The sequence below is a fragment of the Bacteroidales bacterium genome (genome assembly GCA_022647615.1).
Classification (GTDB): Bacteria; Bacteroidota; Bacteroidia; order Bacteroidales; family UBA932; genus Egerieousia.
The window spans coordinates 677,306-700,658 of the sequence record JALCKZ010000001.1 but is presented as its reverse complement, the minus strand read 5'-3'; the positions used below and the strand labels follow the sequence as shown (position 1 = coordinate 700,658).

General features: G+C 39.6%; 22 protein-coding genes, 1 tRNA gene and 3 pseudogenes. 11 read left to right on the top strand and 15 right to left on the bottom strand.

Features of this window, described 5'->3' with window-relative positions; all coding sequences use genetic code 11:
* Nucleotides 1-25 precede the first annotated feature (25 nt).
* Both LKM37_03020 and LKM37_03015 read right to left on the bottom strand, forming a co-directional pair.
* Nucleotides 26-421: pseudogene (locus tag LKM37_03020) on the bottom strand (cupin domain-containing protein).
* Nucleotides 422-435: 14 nt separating this feature from the next.
* Complete coding sequence (locus tag LKM37_03015; protein MCI1719982.1) at nt 436-1,605, bottom strand: iron-containing alcohol dehydrogenase; 1,170 nt, start codon at nt 1,603-1,605, stop codon at nt 436-438.
* A 195-nt stretch (nt 1,606-1,800) separates the two neighbouring features.
* On the opposite strand from LKM37_03015, the gene LKM37_03010 reads away from it, so the two are divergent.
* Together LKM37_03010 and LKM37_03005 are read left to right on the top strand one after the other, a co-directional pair.
* Complete coding sequence (locus LKM37_03010) at nt 1,801-1,944, top strand: hypothetical protein (protein ID MCI1719981.1); 144 nt, start codon at nt 1,801-1,803, stop codon at nt 1,942-1,944.
* On the top strand, nt 1,932-2,615 hold the full coding sequence (locus tag LKM37_03005) for a DNA alkylation repair protein (protein MCI1719980.1): 684 nt from the start codon (nt 1,932-1,934) through the stop codon (nt 2,613-2,615). The genes LKM37_03010 and LKM37_03005 overlap by 13 nt, the downstream gene beginning before the upstream one ends.
* Before the next feature lie 20 nt (nt 2,616-2,635).
* Here LKM37_03005 and LKM37_03000 read toward each other — a convergent pair whose 3' ends face one another.
* The 8 genes and pseudogenes from LKM37_03000 to LKM37_02965 all read right to left on the bottom strand — a co-directional run bounded on the left by LKM37_03000 (nt 2,636) and on the right by LKM37_02965 (nt 7,925).
* On the bottom strand, nt 2,636-3,319 hold the full coding sequence (locus tag LKM37_03000; GenBank protein MCI1719979.1) for a hypothetical protein: 684 nt from the start codon (nt 3,317-3,319) through the stop codon (nt 2,636-2,638).
* Between the two features lie 195 nt (nt 3,320-3,514).
* Nucleotides 3,515-3,589: transfer RNA gene (locus LKM37_02995), tRNA-Pro, on the bottom strand.
* Between the two features lie 102 nt (nt 3,590-3,691).
* Nucleotides 3,692-5,231, bottom strand: a pseudogene (locus tag LKM37_02990) (glycine--tRNA ligase).
* A gap of 88 nt (nt 5,232-5,319) precedes the next feature.
* Entirely contained in the window at nt 5,320-5,856 is a 537-nt protein-coding gene (locus tag LKM37_02985; protein MCI1719978.1) for a 2-amino-4-hydroxy-6-hydroxymethyldihydropteridine diphosphokinase, read from the bottom strand.
* Nucleotides 5,857-5,886: 30 nt separating this feature from the next.
* A complete protein-coding gene (locus LKM37_02980) occupies nt 5,887-6,189 on the bottom strand; it encodes an iron-sulfur cluster assembly protein (protein MCI1719977.1) in 303 nt (100 codons plus the stop codon).
* An 89-nt stretch (nt 6,190-6,278) separates the two neighbouring features.
* The gene (locus LKM37_02975; GenBank protein MCI1719976.1) at nt 6,279-6,704 is read right to left on the bottom strand and encodes a SufE family protein; all 426 of its coding nucleotides are present in this window, start codon (nt 6,702-6,704) and stop codon (nt 6,279-6,281) included.
* 2 nt (nt 6,705-6,706) lie between these two features.
* Nucleotides 6,707-7,792: a cysteine desulfurase gene (locus LKM37_02970; GenBank protein MCI1719975.1), complete on the bottom strand. Its 1,086-nt coding sequence runs from the start codon at nt 7,790-7,792 to the stop codon at nt 6,707-6,709.
* Nucleotides 7,758-7,925 (bottom strand): aminotransferase class V-fold PLP-dependent enzyme, encoded by a 168-nt coding sequence (locus LKM37_02965; GenBank protein MCI1719974.1) that lies wholly within the window; start codon nt 7,923-7,925, stop codon nt 7,758-7,760. Before LKM37_02965 ends, LKM37_02970 begins: the two co-directional genes overlap by 35 nt.
* Before the next feature lie 205 nt (nt 7,926-8,130).
* Here LKM37_02965 and ruvA point away from each other — a divergent pair, with 205 nt between their 5' ends.
* From ruvA to LKM37_02940, 5 genes are all read left to right on the top strand, one after another.
* Nucleotides 8,131-8,724: a Holliday junction branch migration protein RuvA gene (gene ruvA, locus LKM37_02960; GenBank protein ID MCI1719973.1), complete on the top strand. Its 594-nt coding sequence runs from the start codon at nt 8,131-8,133 to the stop codon at nt 8,722-8,724.
* Nucleotides 8,724-9,671, top strand: coding sequence for a 1,4-dihydroxy-2-naphthoate octaprenyltransferase (menA, locus tag LKM37_02955; protein MCI1719972.1), 948 nt, complete (start codon nt 8,724-8,726; stop codon nt 9,669-9,671). Before ruvA ends, menA begins: the two co-directional genes overlap by 1 nt.
* A gap of 77 nt (nt 9,672-9,748) precedes the next feature.
* Nucleotides 9,749-10,123: a glycine cleavage system protein GcvH gene (gcvH, locus tag LKM37_02950; protein ID MCI1719971.1), complete on the top strand. Its 375-nt coding sequence runs from the start codon at nt 9,749-9,751 to the stop codon at nt 10,121-10,123.
* Between the two features lie 70 nt (nt 10,124-10,193).
* Nucleotides 10,194-11,240 carry an aminotransferase class I/II-fold pyridoxal phosphate-dependent enzyme gene (locus LKM37_02945; protein ID MCI1719970.1) on the top strand — a complete coding sequence of 349 codons (1,047 nt, stop codon included), beginning with the start codon at nt 10,194-10,196 and terminating at the stop codon, nt 11,238-11,240.
* A 33-nt stretch (nt 11,241-11,273) separates the two neighbouring features.
* Nucleotides 11,274-12,098, top strand: a complete 825-nt coding sequence (locus tag LKM37_02940) for a GNAT family N-acetyltransferase (GenBank protein MCI1719969.1) — start codon at nt 11,274-11,276, stop codon at nt 12,096-12,098.
* 843 nt (nt 12,099-12,941) lie between these two features.
* Here the strand turns inward: LKM37_02940 and mnmG are convergent.
* Both mnmG and ybeY read right to left on the bottom strand, forming a co-directional pair.
* Complete coding sequence (mnmG, locus tag LKM37_02935; protein ID MCI1719968.1) at nt 12,942-14,972, bottom strand: tRNA uridine-5-carboxymethylaminomethyl(34) synthesis enzyme MnmG; 2,031 nt, start codon at nt 14,970-14,972, stop codon at nt 12,942-12,944.
* A gap of 1 nt (nt 14,973) precedes the next feature.
* On the bottom strand, nt 14,974-15,438 hold the full coding sequence (gene ybeY, locus LKM37_02930) for an rRNA maturation RNase YbeY (protein ID MCI1719967.1): 465 nt from the start codon (nt 15,436-15,438) through the stop codon (nt 14,974-14,976).
* Nucleotides 15,439-15,581: 143 nt separating this feature from the next.
* Here ybeY and LKM37_02925 point away from each other — a divergent pair, with 143 nt between their 5' ends.
* Both LKM37_02925 and LKM37_02920 read left to right on the top strand, forming a co-directional pair.
* Nucleotides 15,582-16,523, top strand: coding sequence for a malate dehydrogenase (locus LKM37_02925; protein MCI1719966.1), 942 nt, complete (start codon nt 15,582-15,584; stop codon nt 16,521-16,523).
* A 90-nt stretch (nt 16,524-16,613) separates the two neighbouring features.
* Nucleotides 16,614-17,312 (top strand): TonB family protein, encoded by a 699-nt coding sequence (locus LKM37_02920; protein ID MCI1719965.1) that lies wholly within the window; start codon nt 16,614-16,616, stop codon nt 17,310-17,312.
* Between the two features lie 111 nt (nt 17,313-17,423).
* On the opposite strand, the gene LKM37_02915 is transcribed toward LKM37_02920, so the two are convergent.
* On the bottom strand, nt 17,424-18,575 hold the full coding sequence (locus LKM37_02915; protein MCI1719964.1) for a P1 family peptidase: 1,152 nt from the start codon (nt 18,573-18,575) through the stop codon (nt 17,424-17,426).
* A 96-nt stretch (nt 18,576-18,671) separates the two neighbouring features.
* Between LKM37_02915 and hflX the strand changes: the two genes are divergently transcribed.
* Nucleotides 18,672-19,841, top strand: a complete 1,170-nt coding sequence (gene hflX / locus LKM37_02910; protein ID MCI1719963.1) for a GTPase HflX — start codon at nt 18,672-18,674, stop codon at nt 19,839-19,841.
* A 59-nt stretch (nt 19,842-19,900) separates the two neighbouring features.
* On the opposite strand, the pseudogene LKM37_02905 reads toward hflX, so the two are convergent.
* Nucleotides 19,901-20,702: pseudogene (locus tag LKM37_02905) on the bottom strand (succinate dehydrogenase/fumarate reductase iron-sulfur subunit).
* 5 nt (nt 20,703-20,707) lie between these two features.
* Nucleotides 20,708-22,657: a fumarate reductase/succinate dehydrogenase flavoprotein subunit gene (locus tag LKM37_02900; GenBank protein ID MCI1719962.1), complete on the bottom strand. Its 1,950-nt coding sequence runs from the start codon at nt 22,655-22,657 to the stop codon at nt 20,708-20,710.
* Between the two features lie 131 nt (nt 22,658-22,788).
* On the opposite strand from LKM37_02900, the gene LKM37_02895 reads away from it, so the two are divergent.
* Nucleotides 22,789-23,334, top strand: coding sequence for a DUF4251 domain-containing protein (locus tag LKM37_02895; protein ID MCI1719961.1), 546 nt, complete (start codon nt 22,789-22,791; stop codon nt 23,332-23,334).
* Nucleotides 23,335-23,353: the final 19 nt, after the last annotated feature.

Here is a 23,353-nt window from a genome sequence, read left to right as displayed (position 1 = left end):
ATGTGCAAAGTTATGTTAAAATTTCTTACGGAAGCTTATTATAGACTTCATCTGTCACAGGCTCCAGCCACTCGGTAGAAGCTCCCTCTGCAGGAACTCCAATTGCTATATGCTGGAACCAGCAATCCTTAGCTGCTCCATGCCAATGCTTTACGCCGGCAGGAATATCCACAACATCACCCGCATGCAACTCTTTTGGAGCCTTCCCCCACTCCTGATACCAGCCTCTGCCGGCAACACAAATCAAAATCTGACCGCCTTTGTAATGAGTATGCCAGTTATTGCGGCATCCGGGTTCAAAAGTAACATTTACAATTGGCAGCTTCCCCTCTCCTGTTGCAAGAACATTTAAATAACTATTACCGATAAAGTATTTTGCATAAGCAGAATTAAAGTCTCCAACTGGATAAAGAAGTTTTTTTATTTCCATATCTTTTATTTGTAAGACTCACGATAGATTCTCAAGCAATCTTCATCTGTTAATGGAAGTCTCTCACAATCAAACAACATGCTCATGCAGCTTTTTGCATTCTTAACCATCCCCTCAAATTCAGACTCCTTAATTCCGTAATCAGACATCTTTAAATCTGCAACGCCGCAATCCTCCTGAAGCTTTGCAAGCATTGTTATAAAATCCTCAGGCTTAGAGGCATTCTCCATTCCCATAATCTTAGCCATCTGAACAAATCTATCATCACAAGAGTGTTTTCTAATCAGACAAGAATAATAAGCCTTGCTTATCATAATCAAGCCTGCCCCATGTGGAAGTTCCTGATGATAAGCAGATAACGCATGCTCCAAAGAGTGCTCCGCAGTACAAGTTCCAACACACATAACAGTTCCGGAAAGAGAATTTGCAAAGGCAACTTTTTCCCTTGCCTCCATATCCTTCCCGTTCTTTACGGCACGCGGCAGATAATGAGACACATTGTAAATTGCGGTATGAGCATACATATCACTCATCAAATTTGCACACTTGGAAACATATCCCTCAAGACTGTGGAAGATTGCGTCAAAGCCTTGATATGCTGTGAATTTTGGAGGAACAGATGCCATAAGTTCAGGGTCAACAATAGCAAGAACCGGAAACAAATTCACGCCAAAAAGAGCGGTCTTCTCTTTTGTATCCGGATTAGTAATAACTGCTCCATTATCTGTCTCTGAGCCTGTTCCGGCTGTTGTAGAAATAGCAACTATCGGGAGCGGATTAATAATTGGTTTTCCCTTGCCCGTTCCAAGCGCAATATAATCCCACAAATCACCGTCATTTGTAGCCATTGTAGCAATGCCTTTTGCAGCATCCATGCAACTCCCTCCGCCAAGCGGCAGAATAAAATCACATTTGTTTTCACGCGCCATTTTTCCGCCTGCCTCAACGGTTGCCTTTAAAGGATTAGGCTCAACTTTATCAAATACAACATACTCAACACCAGCCATTTTAAGCTGTTCCTGAGTTCTGTCCAAATAACCGTTTGCTCTTGTAGATTTACCATTGGAAATAACTATCAACGCTTTCTTTCCGGGAAGCGGAAGTGTGTGAAGATTATTCAACTGTCCTTGTCCAAACACCAGCCTGGTAGGAACATACATATCAAAATTGCTCATAATTATTAATTTTTAAATTTATTATCTCTGTTTAAACATAATTTCATGTTGCAAAAATAAGGCCCTGTACCCTATTGCAAGTTACATAAATTACAGAAAGATTTACCATTTTCACCGCTTGCACACATCTCTCCCTTTCTTAACTTTGCACAGACGTTGGCACTCAGAGAATCCTCACAATAACCAGAATGACGCATGAATAAAACCCGCACAGAAATATTAAAGCAATTAAAAGCTCTTATTTTGCCTCACGACGGTGAATACAAAGAGTTTAACGCCCGCATAGTTTTTGGAGCAAAGAAGCTGCGGCAAATCAAAAAGAGAGCGTGCTGGGAATAAGGATTCCTGCCATCAGAACTCTTGCAAAAAAGCTCGTCCAGGAAGATTGGCAAAAAATTCTGGAAGCAGAAACCGCAGAGGCAACTTTTCTGGAGGAAAAATTACTCACAGGCATTTTGATTGGTTCTGCTAAAATGCCTTTAAATGAGAGATTTAAGTGGTATAAGAAATTTATCCCAATGATTGATAATTGGGCAGTCAATGATGTTGCCTGCAGCACCACAAAATGGGTTCAAAAACTAACTGCAGCTGACAAAGAATCTGTATGGAATTTTCTGCAACCCTATCTGAAATCCACAAAAGAATTTTATTGCAGATTTGCCGTAATAATGCTGATGGTCAATTTTTTAGATGACCAATATGTTGATAATGTTTTATCAGCATGCAGAACTGTTGGCGGCAAAAAAGGACAATTTTATTCAAAAGAAAAATCAACATCGGGCAACTCCAAAACAAAATTGCAAGAAGGTTTTAAAACTCCTTTTTATGTAGAAATGGGAGTTGCATGGTGCCTTGCAACCGCTGCTGCAAAATATCCTGAAAAGACAATTAACTTCCTAAAAAACAATGAACTGTCGGGAAGAATAAAAAAAATGACAGCTCAAAAATCCAGAGATTCTTTTAGAATAACTAAAGAGAATAAAATCAAGATTTCCGAGCTGTCACATTAACAACTGCAAAATATATATTGTCAGAAATTCACTCCTATGCGGAATGAAATTCCGTTCATGTTTACATCCTTGTAATTGCCTGTAATACCATCTTTCCAATATGGATTATAATCATCATCGCTGTCGTTTGAATAATTGTATCTCAGCCAGTTAAACCCTATGCTCAAATCCAGGTTTCTTAAAGAAATTCCCAATGATGCATTAAAAGTGGGACCGTGAATATCGCCCGCCATAAACCCGCTCTTAAAATCAAGGTACGGGCTAATTGTCGTTGGCAAAAAATGGAACCTTACATCTGCAAACATTTTAAAGCTATACAGATTGTCATCATAATCATTAAAGTAACTGCTGTTATAGTTATCATGATTATTGTTGTCAGCATCAAAATAGACAACGCCAATACCGCCTCCAACAAAGACAAACGGATTAATTTGACAACCGTGAGTTGTGGAGATATCATATCTGTCCAGACTATAATCCCCTACTCCAACGGTATATCCGTTATCTACAAAACCCCTGTATCCATGATGACGGAAAACGTTATCATAGTCATAATCATTACGATAATATTGTTGCCGAGATGGTTGCTGCTGGTCTTGGTTAATTATCACTCTATGAGAACGATACCCAGGTCCATAATACACTTGGGCAGATGCTCCGGCGGCAATCAGAACCGCAAATAAAACACAAATTATCCTTTTCATTTTTATTCCGTTTTAGACTAAAAAGTGAACATTTTAGAACTTATGACCAAAATCAATGCCAGCGGTTAAGCTTTAATTTCTATTCAAATGGAAAAACCGGAGAAATACTGCACAAAGAATTTACTTGCAATGCACAAAAAAAGCAATCACCCGCTTACGCAAATGATTGCTCCAAACTTTACTATGAAAAACTTGTCGGGGTACTCCGACTCGAACGGAGGACCCCCTGCTCCCAAAGCAGGTGCGCTAAGCCAACTGCGCCACACCCCGAATCCCCTAAAGGGGCTGCAAATGTAAAACTTATTTCTGTTTTTGCAAAATTCCCCTATTATTTTTAAAGTTCCCGACAGTTTTTACCCGCCGCAAAACGTTTTATTTCAACTGCTCAAGCAGTCTCTTCATGCTCACTTTCTGAGCAACAATTTCATGTATCTTCTCAATTGGCACTCTCTCCTGCTTCATGGAATCTCTCTCTCTTAAGGTAACAGCATTATCATTAAGTGTGTCAAAATCAACGGTTACGCAGAACGGCGTGCCAATAGCATCTTGTCTTCTGTATCTCTTCCCGATAGTATCTTTCTCCTCATACTGACAATTGAAATCAAATTTCAGCTCATCCATAATCTTCTGGGCCACAGCACTTAATTCATCTTTCTTAACAAGAGGCAAAACCGCAACCTTAACAGGTGCAAGAGCCGGATGAAATTTCATAACAACCCTCTCTTCTCCATTCTCCAGTTTTTCAACATTATACGCAGATGAAAGAATAGCAAGTACCGTTCTGTCCAGGCCTACAGAAGTTTCAATATCATAAGGGGTATAACTTGCATTATCCTCAGGATCAAAATATTGTATCTTCTTTCCGCTGAACTCCTGATGTCTTTTCAAATCATAATCTGTTCTTGAGTGAATACCCTCCAGCTCCTTAAATCCAAATGGGAAATTGAACTCAATATCAGTTGCCGCATTTGCATAATGCGCAAGTTTTTCATGATCATGAAATCTGTAATTCTCTTTGCCCAAGCCAATTGCAGTATGCCAAGCCAAGCGGTGCTGCTTCCAGTACTCAAACCATTTCATCTCCTCACCCGGCTTTACAAAGAACTGCATCTCCATCTGCTCAAACTCTCTCATTCTAAATATAAATTGTCTTGCAACAATCTCATTTCTAAAAGCTTTACCAATCTGAGCTATTCCAAAAGGAATCTTCATTCTGCCGCTCTTCTGCACGTTAAGGAAGTTTACAAAAATACCCTGGGCGGTTTCCGGTCTCAAATAAATTGTTCCAGCATCATCAGAAACGCTTCCTACCTGAGTGGAAAACATAAGATTAAACTGCCTTACATCTGTCCAGTTTTTAGTTCCGGAAATTGGGTCAACAATTTCACAATCAATAATCAGCTGTCTTAAAGCGGCAAATCATTGTCATTAAGGGCCTTGGTCATTCTCTCTCTAACTTCTGTATCTTAACAGCTTCTCTCTGCACATTCGGATTTGTCGCACGGAACTTCTCTTCATCAAAGCTCTCTCCAAATCTCTTTTTCCCTTCTCAACTTCCTTGTTAATTTTTAGCCTCCAGCTTTGCAATGTAATCTTCTACAAGTACATCTGCGCGATAACGCTTTTTAGAATCCTTGTTATCAATCAGCGGGTCATTAAATGCATCAACGTGTCCGGAAGCTTTCCAAATTTTAGGATGCATGAAAATGCAGGAATCAATCCCCACAATATTCTCATGCAGCTTAACCATAGCATCCCACCAATATTTCTTTATGTTATTCTTAAGCTCGCTGCCCATTTGACCATAATCATAAACCGCGCTAAGTCCGTCATAAATCTCGCTGGACGGAAAAATAAAACCATACTCTTTTGTATGGGCAATCAGATTCTTAAAAAGTTCTTCCTGTGTCATAATCAAAAAATATTAAATCCCCTTAAACGCTTATAAGCGGCGTATTATTAGGCACCGACCTTTGTTTTTTCTGGGGTTGCAAATTTACTTATAAAATTTCCTTAAGCAATTTCTGGGCAAACGGCCGCTCTTTTAATCTTGCATGAGGCACCGTCAAGTTCTCTGTATTTATCTGCAATTCAGCACATACCGTATTATTGTTTCCATGACTGCTTTCTGCAAAAATTTTTAAAATATCTATGTCTATAGTTCGCGACAGATATTTCCTTTTGTTTAAATCCTTTGGCTGCTTCTCTTCCTTTCTTGTCCTGCCCAATTCTTTTTCAGTCTCCAGGCAAATATCCAAAACCTCTTGCGGCTCCTTATAGGTCAAGCACATAAAGGCCTGATTCATAAATTTCTCTGTCGGGATTATATTTCCGGTTTCATCTGTCTTTTTCTCAAAAATTCCCCACGGCTCAGTCTCAGATATGGAAGATGTCCGCACCGCTTCACTTAAATCCGTTACATCCAAATAATCTGGTAAAAGTTTATCAATCAAAAGTTTATCAGCTTTCTCAATAATACCTTTTTTATCCCCGATGTTGCTCCCAAGCAACAAATAGACCCTATACAGTTTTTGCATAGAAATACTCTTTACAACTTTAATGAATTTTTACAGAAGTCCCAGTTCCAGTTTTGCCGCCTCGCTCATTCTGCTCTCATCCCAGGCCGGCTCAAAAACAAGCTCAATTTTAACATCCGTAACTCCCGGCACATCTTTGACCGCTTCATTCACATCCCTAACCAAATCATCTGCCAAAGGACAGGTTGGAGAAGTCATTGTCATCTTAATATACACCTTTCCACCCTCCTCAACCTTAAGCTCATAGATAAGTCCAAGGTCATAAATGTTCACGGAAATTTCCGGATCATACACCTGTCTTATCGCCCTAACTACATCACTCTCTATTGCCATAAAAATTCTATAAAATCGTTAATAAATCAGCCACATTAAATTCTTTCAATAGTTGCAACTCTACTTTTTTACATCTTTACTTTGCAACTTTATTTTGCATCCTTCTCTGCAAACGCCAGCGCATAAATTTTAATCTGCTTAATCATAGAAACCAAACCGTTCGCCCTGGTAGGAGAAAGATTTGCCTTAAGCCCTATCGCATCTATAAAATGCAAATCAGAATCTAAAATATCTTTAGGAGATTGCCCATCATAAACCCTTACCAATAAGGATATTATACCTTTTGTGATTATAGCATCGCTGTCTGCTCTAAAAAACAATTTTCCATCCTTTTCACTGCAAATCAGCCACACTCTGCTCTGACATCCCTTAATCAGATTCTCATCTTTTTTATCCGCCTCATCAATAATTGGAAGATTCTTTCCCAAGTCAATAATGTACTGGTACTTGTCCATCCAGTCAGTAAAGATTGAGAACTCTTCAATTATTTGATTCTGTATTTCATTAATTGTCATAATTACATCAACATTTTCTTTGCTCTCTTAACACATTCAATAAATTTCTTTGCCTCTTCAAGCGTATTATACGGTGCAAATGAGGCTCTTATGACACTTGTAACTCCAAGTGAATTTAACAGCGGCTCCGCACACATCAAGCCAGTCCTTACCGCAACGCCCATCTTATCAAGCAATTGCGCTACATCTCCGGCATTGCATCCCTTGATATTAAAAGAGAACAAAGGAATTTTATCTCCCGTATCATCTGACGCCTGAGAAGAAACTTTCCCCTCCGGCAATCCATAAACTTCCACATCCCCTACTTCATTTGGAAGCGCATTAAGCATATATTTAATTATCTCTTGTTCAGACGCTTTCACGGCTTCTCCAACTTCACCCTCTCTAACAGAGGCGGCAAAATCCAATGCCGGTTTTAATGTAGATGCGCCAATAAAATTTGGCGTGCCCGCCTCAAACTTCAGAGGCAGCGGGGCATAAGAAGTTTTCTGATATGTGACCGTTCCAACCATGTCACCTCCTCCCATATACGGTGGCATCTCATTCAAATAATGGCTCTTGCCGTATAAAATTCCAACTCCGGTTGCGCCATAAATTTTATGAGCAGAGAAAGCATAAAAATCACAATCCATTTTTTGCACGTCAACATGGGCATGAACTATTCCCTGCGCTCCATCTATTAATACTGGAATATTATGACTATGAGCTATTTGTATGATTTTCTCCACGGGATTCACAAGACCAAGAACATTGGAAATGTGAGTTGCGGCAACAATCCTTACTTTATCATCCAACATCTTATCCAGCTGGTCAATTCTAAGAGCCCCTCTGCCATCAATAGGAAGAATTCTGATTTCCGCCCCTATCCTCTCAGCAGCCAGCTGCCACGGAACAATGTTAGAGTGATGAGAATCTGCAGTAATTACAATCACATCTCCCTTCATCAAATACTTCTGGCAAAAACTTGTAGCAACAAGATTAATAGAAGCCGTAGTGCCGGATGTATAAATAATATTTTCCCTGTCGGGAGCATTAATAAATTGCCTTACCCTCTCACGCGCCCCCTTCATAAAGTCCTGTTGCCTCATCAGATAGCTGATACATAGCACGATGCACGTTTGCATTTACTTTTGCATTCATTTTGTCCAGCAATTCCAGAACCTCCACCGGCTTCTGAGAAGTAGCGGCATTATCCAAATAAATCAGCGGCTGCCCGTTCATTTGCTGGGCCAGCGCCGGGAATTTTTTCCTTATATCTTCTATTGCTCTTTGTTTCCATATTTTTATAACATCAATCTAAGTGCCATTTACAAAATGGCTCTTATTTACTGCCTTATTGGCGTTGTATGCAAAATTATAAACAAACTTTCACTTTGCATCTAAAAAAACTTAATTTTGCTCTGTTAACAAGAAAAACATTTCTCCTATGTATGATTATATAAAAGGGCAGCTTACGGAAGTAACTCCCACACAGGCAATTGTAGAGACAGGCGGAATAGGGTACAAGCTGGAAATTTCTCTGCAGACTTTTACAGATATCCAAAGTTTGAAGGAGGTAAAACTCTTTATCTACTACCATGTTAAAGAGGATATTGCAATGTGGTACGGCTTCTACACAAAAGCAGAGCGCGATATGTTTATGAAGCTCATAAACGTCAATGGCATAGGCCCTAACACCGCCAGGATGATGCTGTCATCTTTAAGTTCAGATGAACTGAAGAATGCAATCATAAGCGGAGATGTTAATAAAATAAAGAGCATCAAGGGAATAGGGCTTAAGACAGCTCAAAGAGTCATAATAGATTTGAAAGATAAGATTGTCAAAGGCGGCGATACTTCAATGGACTCTTTGATAGCCGGCGGCGCACCAAAAACACAGGCAGCCCAGGAGGCTCTTTCCGCCCTTGTTATGCTTGGCTTTAACAAAGCCGCTGCTGAAAAAGTCATCAATGAAATTGTCAAAGACAATCCGCAATACACTCTGGAAGAGCTTGTGAAACATTCACTTAAAAGACTATAATGGAACCTTCTTCCATTAAAACTAATTCGCTTAGAGCGTGGATATTGGCGGCACGGCCAAAGACTTTGTCCGGTGCTGCGGTACCGGTGATTGTTGCCATTGCAGCAACTATTGCCGATTACCGCATTGCTATATCTTCTGGTGCTGCAGGCAGTTACGGAATTGCAACTTTGCTTGGCGCTCCCAGATTTTTTATCCCCGCGCTTTTGTGTCTTCTGTATGCGCTTGTCATGCAAATAGATGCAAATTTCATAAATGATTATTATGATTTTAAAAAGGGCTCTGATACTGAAGAACGGCTGGGTCCAAAACGTGCATGCGCCCAGGGATGGATAACCCAGGGAGCAATGAAAACTGGTATAATTATCTGTACAATAATTGCTTGCGCAATAGGACTTCCGCTTGTAATTTACGGCGGATGGTGGCTAATAGCAGTAGGGGTGATTTGTGTAATCTTTGCAATTCTTTATACCACAAAACTTTCCTATAAGGGAATGGGGGATGTTCTGGTAATAATTTTCTTTGGACTGGTTCCTGTTGGATTCACATATTATGTTATAGCACACAATATTACGTTGGCCGTTATGATGTCCGGCGTGGCGGTAGGGATAGTGACGGATAATCTTTTAATGGTAAATAACTATCGGGACAGAGAACAAGATGCAAAAAGCGGAAAGCGCACAATTGTAGTTAAATACGGCGCTCAGACGGGAGAAGATTACTATCTGCTGAATGGCGTCATGGCTGTTGTATTGTGCTTTGTGTGCCTTATTACCAAATATCCATGGGCGGCAGCGCTTCCAATAATTTATCTGATTCCACATATTCTTACATGGCGGAAAATGAAAACAATAAATCACGGAAAAGAACTTAACTCCGTTCTTGGTCTGACCGCCCGCAATATTTTAATCTTTGGACTTTTGCTTGCTCTTGGTTTTATGCTATAGATTAAAGAAATTTGCAAAAACAACTGCATCTAATTACATTTGAACATTAATTTTAAAAATAATTAAAACTAAATAATATGAATATTCCTACAAACTTAAAGTATTCAAATGACCACGAGTGGGTCAAAGTAGATGGAAATATTGCAACCATCGGAATTACAGACTATGCACAAAGCCAGCTTGGAGATATAGTATTCCTTGATATTCAGACAGAAGGAGAAGACCTTAAAGAGGGTGAAACCTTTGGAAATATTGAGGCTGTAAAAACAGTAGCAGAGGCTCACATGCCTATAAGCGGAAAAGTTACTGAGGTTAATCCCGATTTGGAAAGTGCACCTGAGAGCGTAAACAAAGATCCTTACGGCGCATGGCTAATTAAGGTAGAAATGTCTGATCCTAAGGAGCTTGACAAGCTGATGGATGCAGCTGCTTACGAAGCTATCTGCAAATAATTAAAACTCATATTATTATCGCGACAGTTTCTTTAAGCTGCCGCGATAATTTTTGTAAACACATGATAATATGGCAATGTTAAAACACAGTTTTGGAAGCGACAATCATTCCGGCGTTCATCCGCTGATAATGAAGGCAATTGAAGATATCAATCATGACTTCAATCTTGCTTACGGAGAAGACTCTTATACAGAGGACGTTCTAAAAAGCATGGAAAATCTTTTAGGCGGAAATTGCAAAGCACTTTTTGTCTTTAACGGCACAGGCGCAAATGCGGTTGCCCTTTCAACTTTTTGCAAAACATACAACTCAATACTTGCGCCAAAAACAGCGCATATCCTTGTAGATGAGTGCGGTGCAGTAGAAAAACTGTCGGGATGCAAAATAGTTCCCCTAAACTGCAAAGACGGAAAAGTCACTCCAAAAGATGTTGAGGCAGAATTGGAATTTGGAGACCAGCATCACACTCAACCCGCAATTCTCTCAATATCAGAGCCTACGGAGCTTGGCACTTTATACACTGCTGCTGAAATTAAAGCTCTCGCAGATTTAATGCACAAGCACGGATGCTATCTGCATGTTGACGGATCTAGAATTGCAAATGCAGCCGCAGCTTTAAAAATGCCAATTAAAAAATTTGTTGCAGACACCGGAGCAGATGTGCTTTCATTTGGCGGCACAAAAAATGGCTTGCTGGTAGGGGAGGCCGTTGTGGTTTTGAATGCAAAAAAGAACAAAGTATTTGCAGATTCCCTGATGTACTACAGGAAACAGGCAACCCAGCTTTATTCAAAGAACAGATTTATTGCCGCCCAGTTTGAGGCTTACCTGAAAGATGATTTATATCTGAAGATGGCAGGCCACTCAAATGCCATGGCAAAGTACCTGGAGAAAAGAGTTAAAGAAGTTAAGTGCGTTAAGATTTCCAAGAAGGTTCAGAGCAATGCAGTGTTTGCAATTCTGCCCGTAGCCGTCAGCACCAAGCTGGAGAAAAAGCATTTCTTCCATGTTTGGGATAAGGCAACAAATGAGGTAAGATGGATGTGCGCTTTTAACACCCAGAAGTCCGATATTGATGCCTTTGTAGAGGATTTAAAAAAGGCTGCGGCAAAATAATTCAGTTTTAACAGTTAAATAAATTAATAAATTATGGTTGCAAGACCGGCAACTAAAAATGACATGAAAGCACTCCGTTCTATATGGATGGAGTGCTTTTCTTTAGATGATTCCTATCTTGATTTGGTTGAGAAAAAACTGTTTCCTTATGCTCAACTTTATGTCTTGGAAGATAGGGGAGAAATACTCTCAACTTTTGCCTTAATCCCGATAGATTTTTATCCGTTTTCACAATTTAATTCTGCGGAAGACAAAGCTATGAACGGAGCATATCTTGCCGGAGTTGCAACTCCCGAAAAATTCAGGGGCAATCACTATTCTTCAAAACTTTTTGAAGAGGTTTCAAAGCAAATTTCCGAATATGATTTTTTGCTGACAAGACCGGCAGAAGAGAGCCTGATAAATTTCTACTTTCAACTTGGTTTTAATGTTCCCGTCAACAATCCATATTCAAACAATTTTTTCTTCAAAACCTGCCAGTGCGAGGGAAACAAAAATTTTGCAAAAGCTGAAAAAATGGTTGAATCCGGCAAATACAATTTTTCCTCTCCGGCAGAAATCAGAGAAAAAATAATTACATGCAAAAAACCATGTTTGGTTTGGGGAGAGAAAATTTTAGATTTTGTAATGGCGGAGGAAAAATTCAATAAAACCACCGCTCTCCAAATTGCACTTTTCAATCAGGATAATTCCTTCCTTGATCCGACTAAAGAATTAAGCCCGGAACAAATAAAAAATTTACAAGAGAATCCTCCGTTTATTGGGGATACCCCTTACGCCTTTGTAAAAATCATAAAATCTGAAAAATTAAATAAACATGATTTTTACGGCAGTTATTTTCTGTTTACCCTGGAATAAAGTGCTATTTTTTGATTTAAAGCCCCGTTTTGGGGCTTTTTTTGTTTATAGACATGGAGACTTTGAACGTTTAGGGTTTCGTCAAAATAGGGCCATTTCTGTAAGCCGTTTTTTGCAAAATGTTCCACGCGGAACAATTTATAGTTAAATATCTATAAATCAATAATATATATACTTTGATTTAAAATTTAACTTAAGATAAACCCTTATTTAAAAGCGTATAAAGCGGATTCTTAAAAATCTGAAAAATTTGAGAAAAATCTGCCAAATCAATAAAGAAAAACTTTAAATAACAGTTATTAACATTTTGGATACCAAATTGTTAATAATACTCAACTTAAAGAAAAAATTCTCTGACAAAAGTTCTTTTTCCACCCGCAAGTCTCTAGCTCTTTGCCTTGCCACAAAGCGCCAAGGTAATTTGTGGTTTATGCAGCCTTATAGATTTTCAGGCTGGAATCTCGGGTTGAAATCCTTTACAAATTTAATTATTTTTTTCAAAAGTCCTGCAAATCACTCACGCTTTAGCCTACGGCTTTGAAAGAAGGCTCGCAGTTTGCCTATCTGCCGGCAAAAAAGCTAACTCGCAACCTAAGGTTGCTCAAACACACGCTTTTTTACCAGCATCTAGTCAATCCTGCTTCGCCAAAGCCTCATGGCTTCAAGCGTGTGAATTATAAAAAATACCTTGTGGTTATACTACTGGATTGTTGTTGCAAGGTCATGAAAAAGGTTGAGCGAGTCCGTTTCGTACGGCAATGATTTTCTTCAGAAAATCATTAGCGAGAAGTAAGGCAGAGCGAAACTTTTCAAATGACCTTGCAGAGAGCCGTAGGCATGAATTTACCCGCGGCCGAAGAAAATCAGCAGCACAGAAATGTCCGATGGAGAAACCCCGGGAATCCTGGACGCCTGAGCAATTGTAGCAGGCTGGTGCAAGATAAGTTTTTGCCGCCCCTCTGTAGAGAGAGAATAAACCTTGGTGTAATCAAACTTTGCCGGAATCTTCATCCCCTCCAGACGATGCATTTTATCTGCCTGTAATTTTTCCCTCTCAATATACCCTCTGTATTTTATCGCAATCTCCACGCTTTGTAAAGTTTCATCTGAAAGCTGAAATTTTTGTTTCGTCTTTAATGAAATCTTTGCCGGCCTGTAAGGAAAACTGAAAGTAAATTTTTTAGCTGAAAGGGCAGATAATCTCTTTGCAGGATTATTCAAAATTTCATCTGTCGCTGAGTATTTGCCATCAAGCTCCTTTGCCGGAGAAATTACTTTTGTTCCCCGTGGAACAATTTTAAGAAGGGCAGATAAAGAAATATTGGGGCGCGTCAAAAGAGCAGATATCTTTTTCCCCTCAGAAAGGGGAGAACTATTGTGCTCATCCAAAAACTTGGAAGACATTTTTGGAGAGATATTATTTGTATCAAAATAGTCTGTAATTTTTGCGGCGGCCGAATATTTCGCCTCCATTAACTTCATTCTGCCGGATGTAGCCAAACCAATCTTGTAGCCATAAGGAGTCAATCTAAAATCTGCATTATCCTGTCGCAATAAAATTCTATACTCGGCTCTAGAGGTAAACATTCTATAAGGTTCGTCAACACCCTTTGTAACCAAGTCATCAATCAGCACACCTATATAAGATTCATCTCTCTTCAGAATCAAAGGCTCTTCATCCCTTAATGACAAGGCAGCATTAATTCCTGCAATAAGTCCTTGTGCAGCAGCCTCTTCATATCCTGTTGTTCCATTGACTTGTCCCGCAAAATATAAACCTTTAATCTTCCTGGATTCCAGAGAGTTATAAAGCTGAGTAGGGGGAAAATAATCATATTCCACCGCATAGGCCGGTCTGAAAATTTCAGCAGATTCCAACCCTTTTATATGGTGCATGGCATCAACTTGGACCTGCATTGGAAGCGAGGAGGAAAATCCCTGAAGATAATATTCATGAGTATTCCACCCTTCCGGTTCAAGAAAAAGCTGATGCTGCGGTTTACCCGCAAATGTTCTAACCTTGTCCTCTATGCTCGGACAATAGCGCGGACCTTTTCCGTGAATTAATCCTGTGAAGAGCGGAGAATATTTAAAACCTTTCTTTAAGATTTCATGAACTTCAGGATTTGTATGAACCATGTAACATGACATCTGGGGAACATTCAGCTGAACAGAGGATGGAACATTAAGGAAAGAAAATTTTGAGGGAACATCATCGCCAGGCTGTTTTTCCAGCTTATTAAGGTCTACAGATTTTATATCAATTCTGGGCGGAGTTCCGGTCTTCATTCTATCTGTCTGAATGCCGGCAGAAGAGAGCTTTTCTGTCAATCCAACAGCAGTTGGTTCTCCAATTCTTCCGCCCTCAGCACAATGAAGTCCGATAAATAATTTTCCATGTAAAAATGTACCCGCGGTAATGATAACTTTCTTAGCAGAAAAATGTGCGCCCATGGAAGTCTTAACCCCGGTAACTTTTCCTCTTGATATATCCAGGTCATTTACAATGTCTTGCCATATAAATAAATTGGGAGTATGCTCCAGGACAAATCTCCAGTTTAGAACAAAAAACATTCTATCACATTGAGCTCTAGGGCTCCACACTGCCGGCCCTTTTGAGCTGTTAAGCATTCTAAACTGAATGGTGCTAGCATCGGTGACAAGTCCCATGCTCCCGCCCAATGCGTCTATTTCCCTGACAATCTGGCCCTTGGCGACACCGCCAACTGCGGGATTACAAGACATCTGCGCTATCTTGTTCATATCCATTGTGATAAGCAAAGTCCTAAAGCCCATTTTTGCGGCGGCGCAACATGCCTCGCATCCGGCATGACCCGCACCTATCACAATTATATCATATTTATTATCAACCATTTTAGTCCTTTCCTTTTTTATTATTTGCAGTCAGTTTGCATTTTATACTCCCGACAGATAATTTTTTTAGTGCAGAATTTTCTGCAGCTCTCATTTTTTTCTGCTGTACAGGAGTTAAATCATCCTCTCCAATCATGTGTAAAATTCCATGAATTACCACCCGGCAAATTTCTTTTTCAAATGTCTGCTTATATAAATCTGCATTGGCGCAAACCGTGTCTGCACTAATATATAAATCCCCGTTAACTATCTGACCTACTGAGTAGTCAAAAGTTATTATATCTGTATAAAAATTGTGTCCCAAAGATTTTTTATTCAATTCCAGGATATAACTGTCGGGAACAAAAATAATGTTAATCTCACCGCACTCAAAACCCCGTTCACTCATAATTTGAACAATCCATTTTTTTAAAAGCCGCTTGCCGGATAGAGCAAATTTGGTCTTCTCAACAAAGAATTGAATCATAATGTCTTTAATTTTTTTAGTGCAATAAAAGTACTACCTTTGCGACGCTCTTAAAATAGATGAGAGCGGTTTAATTTTTGCAGCAATTTTTGCATTGCAAAATTAAGAGATAAATTTTTTAATTATATAAAAAATAGAAGATTATGGCTAAAGTCTCAGTGATTGGCGCCGGTAATGTTGGTGCGACTTGCGTGAATGCAATGTTGCACTTGAATTTCTGCTCAGATGTCGTTTTGTTGGATATCAGGCAGGGTTTTGCAGAGGGAAAGGCAATGGATATGATGCAAACCTCTAAAATTTACCAATTTAACACCCGCCTTGTTGGTGTTACAAATGATTACAAAGCAACTGCAAATTCAGATGTTGTTATTATTACATCTGGCATGCCAAGAAAACCAGGCATGACAAGAGAAGAGCTGATAGGAGTTAATGCTAAAATTGTAAGCGAAGTTACCGCAAATGTTTTAAAGTATTCACCTAACTGTATTATTGAGGTCATTGCAAACCCAATGGATCCAATGACTTACCTAACACTTAAGAAGAACAAACTTAACAAGCATAGAGTTGTGGGAATGGGCGGATTGCTAGATACAAGCCGTTTCACATATTATCTTTCTCGTGCGCTGAATGTTCCGGTTTCTGATATTGAAGGAATGGTTATCGGAGGTCACGGTGATAAAACAATGATTCCTCTGATAAGAATGGCAACTTACAAAGGCATTCCAGTTACCTCATTATTAACTAATGACGAGTGTAATCAAGTTGTATCTGATACAATGGTAGGAGGCGCAACTCTTACAAAATTGATTGGAACTTCTGCTTGGTATGCTCCCGGAGTATCCGCCGCAACCATGGCTAAATCAATTATCCAAGATGATAGAAAAATGTTCCCTTGCTGTTGCTATCTAGAAGGAGAATACGGACAGAAAGATATATGCATTGGCGTTCCTGCAATTCTTGGAAAAGATGGATGGGAGAAAGTTATTGAGTTTGACCTAAATGCAGAGGAGAGAAAATTATTTGCAGCAAGTGCGGAAGCAACCAGAAATACTGCAAAGATTTTGTATGACCAGAAACTGATTTAATTTTTTCTGAGTTTATCAACATTTTTTGCACCATCAAAGGAAAAAATGCGTATTTTTACGCTCGCAAAACAGAATATTTAAGTACTTAATATGGAAATCAAAAAAACACCAAAAGCAGATCTTGAGAACAAAAAGCTATTGTTCAAAGAGATTGGTTTAATTATCGCGCTTGGCGTCGTCCTTCTTGCTTTCGAATGGAGCACAAAGGAGAAAGAGACAAGCACTATGCAAGCCGGCCCACAGGCTGCAGTTGAAACTGAGAATGTTCCTATTACACAACAGGAAACTCCTCCTCCTCCAGAGAATATCAGGGAGCCTGTTGTATCAGACGTTCTGCAAATTGTAAACAATGACGTTAAAGTTGCTTCCACACTTATCAGCACAGAGGATATTAAGGGTGCGGGAGTTGACATTAAAGATTACGTTGTTGCAACACAAGCTGCTCCGGAAGAGTCTGTAGAAGAGGAAGTTATTCCTTTCGCTATTGTAGAGGAAAAACCTAAGTTCCAAGGCGGCGACCAGAACGATTTCACCAAATGGGTATTCTCTCACATTGAGTATCCTGAAATCGCAAAGGAAAACGGAGTTCAAGGCCGTGTTACACTTCAGTTTACAGTTGATACTGATGGTTCTGTAAAGAACGTGTCAGTTCTTAGAGGAGTTGATGCTTCCCTAGATAAAGAGGCTGTAAGAGTTGTTCAGAGTTCTCCTAGATGGACTCCGGGAAGACAAAGAAACAAGAACGTAAAAGTTAGATATACGTTCCCTGTTATCTTCCAGTTGAAATAATCCTGAAGATTAAAACAACAAAATAAAAAAGCGATGCATAAAAAATGCACCGCTTTTTTATTTGATTTTAGTCTATTAACTCTTAATTATTCTACTTTATCCTGCGCTGTTTTATTTTATTCCCTTCTCTGCTTTAATCATTTTAACAACCTGATCTACAGGCAATGCAGGGACCTCATATCCATTAAAACCTTTTGTGGTTTTTGCAGCAAACATAGAGTTCCAAAGGGCTTCTGCAGTAGCCTCAATTGTTGCTTGGAAAATAGGGGACATTTCATCATTATCCAGCACTTTCATTGTGTGTATTTTCTCCCCGTCTTTAATAAGATTATCGGGACAAACAGAGAGTGCAAGAACATAATCTCCGCTTCCGTTAGATGCGTTTCCGCCGGTTCTTGACAATCCCATAATTGCCCTCTTTGCAATACGTTGCAATCCTCTGGAATCACACGGAGCATCAGTTATTACCACCATCATACAAGAGCCGTCCCCCTTCTTTGCCTCTTCAGTCTTAGCATTTGCATCTATGCTCTTTTTAAAAGAATAACTGCCAAGTTTTTGCCCAACCTGTACCCCGCAAATCTCAAGTACTCCGCCATAATTTGTTTGAACCAAAACTCCAACTGTGTAACCTCCAAGGTTTTGCGGGAGCACTCTAGATGATGTTCCAATTCCGCCTTTCCAGCTAAAACAAATTGTACCGGTTCCTGCCCCGACACATCCCTCCTCTACCGGACCTCCTTTTGCATTTTTTATTGCATCCAGAACGTCAGAAACCTTTACGTATCTGGCCCTTATATTATTTAATTCTCCGTCGTTAGTCTCTCCAACAACAGCATTTACGGAACGTACATTTTCATTCCCGGGCTGCTGAAGCGTGTAAGTAACAAGCGCTTCAATTCCGGTAGAAACATTAAGTGTGTTTGTTAAAACGATAGGGGTCTCTATGTTTCCAAGTTCCTGAATTTGAGTAGTTCCGGCCAGTTTTCCAAAACCGTTCCCAACATAAAACGCAGCAGGCACTTTTAATCTGAAAATATTACCTCCATGAGGAATAATGGCGGTTACGCCAGTACGCATATCATCTCCTTTTCTCAAAGTTACCTGGCCCACGGAAACACCTGGTACATCGGTAATTGCATTATACTTTCCGGTTTTGAAAATTCCATATTCAATTCCATAATCGCGCATTCTTTTCCCATGCGCGGAGTCCTGGGCAAGCGAGCAATAGCAGCTGCCGGCAGTAAGAAATGCTGTTAACATTAGAAGTAAATTTTTCTTTTTGAACATAAGGCAAATTATTTGATGTAAAAATAATTAACTTGCGTCAATAAAAATAGAAAAATCTAAATCTACTTAATGGATAAAGCGGTTTTTGTTAGTATTATTACTCCCGACAGCTCAGAAAATCAAGCAAATGAATACTTAGATGAATTGGAGTTCCTTGCTATGACGGCAGGGATAGAGAACGGGAAGAGATTCATGCAAAGAGTAGAAAAGCCAAATTCCAGAACATACGTTGGAGAGGGAAAGGTTGAGGAGATAAGAGACTATATATCTGATAACGAGATTCATCTTGCAATCTTTGATGATGAATTAACGGGAGCTCAAGTAAGAAATCTGGAGAAAGAATTAAACTGTGAAATATTAGACAGGACCTCTTTAATTTTGGATATTTTTGCGCTGCGCGCTAAAACGGCATCTGCAAAGACACAGGTGGAACTAGCTAGATATCAATATATTCTGCCAAGACTGGCAGGCATGTGGAGCCACCTGGAAAGACAAAGAGGAGGACGCGGAACAAGAGGCGGTGCCGGAGAAAAACAAATTGAAACAGATAGGCGAATAGTTCTTGATAAAATAACTCTTCTTAAAGAGCAGCTTAAAAAGATTGACAAGCAGATGGCTGTTCAGAGAGGCAATCGCGGCGGTCTTGTAAGAGTATCTCTTGTCGGCTATACAAATGTTGGCAAAAGCACTATCATGAATTTACTCTCAAAGAGTAATGTCTTTGCAGAAAATAAATTATTTGCAACGCTGGATACTACTGTAAGAAAGGTTGTTATAGAGAATGTCCCATTCCTTTTAAGCGACACCGTAGGATTTATAAGAAAGCTGCCTCATCAACTTGTAGAGTCATTTAAAAGTACGTTGGATGAAGTAAGAGAAGCTGACGTCCTCATGCATGTAGTAGACATATCGCATCCAAATTTTGAAGAACAAATTAAAGTTGTAAAACAAACTTTGGAAGAAATCGGAGCCGGCAATAAACCAATATTTACAATTTTCAATAAAATTGATGCATACAATTTTATTAAAAAAGATGAATTTGATTTAAGTCCAGATAAGCCTAATAATCTGACACTTGCACAGCTAAAAAATTCATGGCTGAGTAAAGAAAATACACCATGTATTTTTATATCCGCAAAAGACAAAACCGGAGTTGACAAATTAAGAAATGACTTGTACAAAATGGTTTCGGAAATTATGAAAGGCCGTTATCCGTTCAATGATTTTCTATGGAATTAAAAAAGAGACACTCCGTATTAACGGAATGTCTCTCTATAGAAAATAATTTGGAATTATTTTTACTTGCTCAATTTCCCCTTTATAAATTCTCTGTTAAGTCTTGCTATATGACTGATAGAAACGTGCTTTAGGGCATTCCATTTCACATGCTCTAGTGTTGGTGCAATTTCCAAATCCAAGCTCGTCCATTTTTGCAATCATATTCAAAGCTCTCCTCTTAGACTCAATTTTTCCCTGAGGAAGCAGGGCAAGAGAACTAACTCTAGCTCCGATAAATAACATTGCTGAACCATTTTTGCAAGTTGCCACACATGCTCCGCATCCTATGCAAGCTGCTGCATCCATGCTCTCATCAGCCTTCTCTTTTGCGATAGGAGTTGCATTAGCATCTGGTACAGAGCCTGTTCTAACAGATACAAATCCTCCGGCCTGCATAATTTTATCCAAAGCGCTTCTATCTACCACCAAATCTTTAATAACAGGGAAAGCGGCGCTTCTCCATGGTTCAACTGTAATTGTACTGCCGTCTTTAAATTTTCTCATGTAAAGCTGGCAAGTAGTAACTTCATTCTCAGGACCATGCGCACGTCCGTTAATATAAAGGGAGCAAGCTCCGCAAATACCCTCACGGCAATCATGATCAAAACTTACAGGGCCGCTATCTGCAATGCAAGGTTCACCATCTTTGCATCCTTTGCTAAATGCAATAGGATCTGCCTGCTCGTTAATCAGCTGCTCGTTAAGTATATCCATCATCTCAAGAAAAGAAGTACCATGAGAAATGTGTTCAACCTTGTATGTCTCAAAGTGTCCTTTACTATGAGCGTCTTTCTGTCTCCAAACTTTAAGCGTAAAATTCATAACTCTTAATCTTTATAATTTCTGGTTGCAAGATGAACAAATTCAAAATCAAGAGGTTCCTTATGAAGCTCAGGTTCTGAATTCTCTCCTTTATATTCCCATGCAGAAACAAACATGAAGTTCTTATCATCTCTTTTTGCCTCTCCGTCTTCTGTCTGCATTTCCTCTCTGAAATGGCCTCCGCAGGACTCGCGTCTTTGTAACGCATCGCGAGCCATAAGATCACCTATCTCTAGAAAGTCTGCAAGACGATTTGCCTTTTCCAGCTCTTGATTGAACTGTTCATTTGTACCGGCAACATATACGTTACTCCAGAATTCTTCTTTTAATTTATTAATTTTCTCTATTGCAGTTTTCAATCCCTCTTCATTTCTGCTCATGCCAACATACTCCCACATCAACTCTCCAAGCTCTTTATGTATAGAATCAGGGGATCTCTTTCCCTTTATTGCAAATAATTTTGCAATACGCTCTTTAACAGCATTTTCCGCTGCATCAAATTCAGGGCTGCTAGTGTCTGTTTTAGGCTCCTGAATTTTATGGGCAAGATAATTTCCAATTGTGCAAGGAAGAATAAAATATCCGTCTGCAAGACCCTGCATTAAAGCAGAGGCTCCTAGTCTGTTGCCGCCATGGTCTGAGAAGTTTGCTTCACCTATGGCGTACAATCCGGGGATAGTAGTTTGCAAATCATAATCTACCCACAAACCACCCATTGTATAGTGAATTGCAGGATAAATCATCATTGGTTCCTTGTATGCATTGAAACTTGTAATTTCTTCATACATCTGGAAAAGATTTCCGTAACGTTCTCTGATTTTATCCTCTCCTAGTCTTTGGATGGCGCTCTTAAAATCAAGAAAGACAGCCTTTCCCGGAGGATTAACTCCAAAGCCGGCATCGCATCTCTCTTTTGCCGCACGTGAGGCAATATCTCTTGGAACAAGATTTCCAAAAGCAGGATATCTTCTCTCCAGATAATAATCTCTTCTCTCCTCCGGAATTTGAGACCCGGTAATTTCATGCCGGCGCAATTTTTCAACATCCTCCTTAAACTTTGGAACCCAGATTCTTCCATCATTTCTTAATGACTCGCTCATAAGAGTAAGTTTTGATTGCTGGTGTCCGCGGACAGGAATACAAGTAGGATGGATTTGCGCAAAACAAGGATTGCCAAAATATGCACCTTTCTTATAGCACTGCCAAGCTGCAGAACCATTGCTGTTCATTGCATTGGTTGACAAGAAGTATACATGTCCGTAACCGCCTGTTGCCAAGACAACTGCGTGAGCGCCAAATCTTTCTAATTGTCCGGTAACAATATTTCTTGCGATAATTCCTTTTGCCTCTCCGTTAACTAAAACCAAGTCCATCATCTCATGTCTTGGATAAGATTTAACTGTTCCTGCAGCAATCTGCGCGTTCATGGCAGCGTATGCTCCAAGCAAAAGCTGCTGACCGGTTTGACCGCGCGCATAGAAAGTTCTGCTGACCTGCGCCCCTCCAAAAGAACGATTGGCAAGAAGTCCGCCGTATTCTCTTGCAAAAGGAACTCCTTGTGCAACGCACTGATCTATAATATTATTACTAACCTCTGCTAAACGGAACACGTTACCCTCTCTGCTTCTAAAATCGCCGCCTTTAACTGTATCCTCAAACAATCTGTAGATAGAGTCATTGTCATTTTGATAGTTCTTTGCTGCGTTAATTCCTCCCTGCGCCGCAATAGAGTGCGCGCGCCTTGGAGAATCGCTAATGCAAAAAACCTTGACATTATAACCAAGCTCTCCCAAGGTTGCCGCGGCGGAAGCTCCGGCTAAACCGGTTCCAACAACGATTATTTCTAATTTTCTTTTATTCCCGGGGCTAACTACCTTAACCTCAGACTTATGTTTCTTCCACTTTTTTGTAATGGGTCCGTCGGGAATATGAGATATTAACTTATTATCCTCCATTTTACTGTTATTATTAAATTTCCGCAATTTTACAGACTTTTTGCCGTTTTACAAAAGTTTAAAATAATTATCTTTGTCAAGTACGGAATATGTGTCTGATTAGCGAAAATTACAAAAGCAAATTACATATCATGAAAAAATTTCTAGCAGTTTTAATGGTTGTTTTTTTGGCATTGTCAACTTCTGCGTTTGCCCAGGTTAAAAGGGAAACCAGAGCAGAGAAAAAGGCCAGAATTGAGAAATTGGTAAAGGATGGCGTTGCCAATAAAGTTTTATTCATTGAAGTGACCAGATTGTGCCCTATCAATGGGGTGGCTCAGAACGTTGTCTATGGCAATGACGGTTATTACATCAAAATTCTAGGAAATAGAATATCATGTAATTTGCCGTACATAGGCAATAACAGAAGCGTCGCTTACGGCAACAACAGCGATATAAATATCAACAGCGATAAGCAAGATATGACCCTGATGGGAGGATGGCAAGACAAAGATAAATGCTATATTTTCCAGACAATTTTCTGGAATGGCAACAAGTCAGAAGGTCCTAACATAATGCAGGTTACATTAACCATGCAAATATACACATCCGGAGAAGTTTTTGCCAAGGCGGATATTGTTGGAATGGATTCTATGAGTTATGTTGGAGAGGTTGATAATGAACCTGCTGCCAAATAATTTCGTTTCATACTTAAGA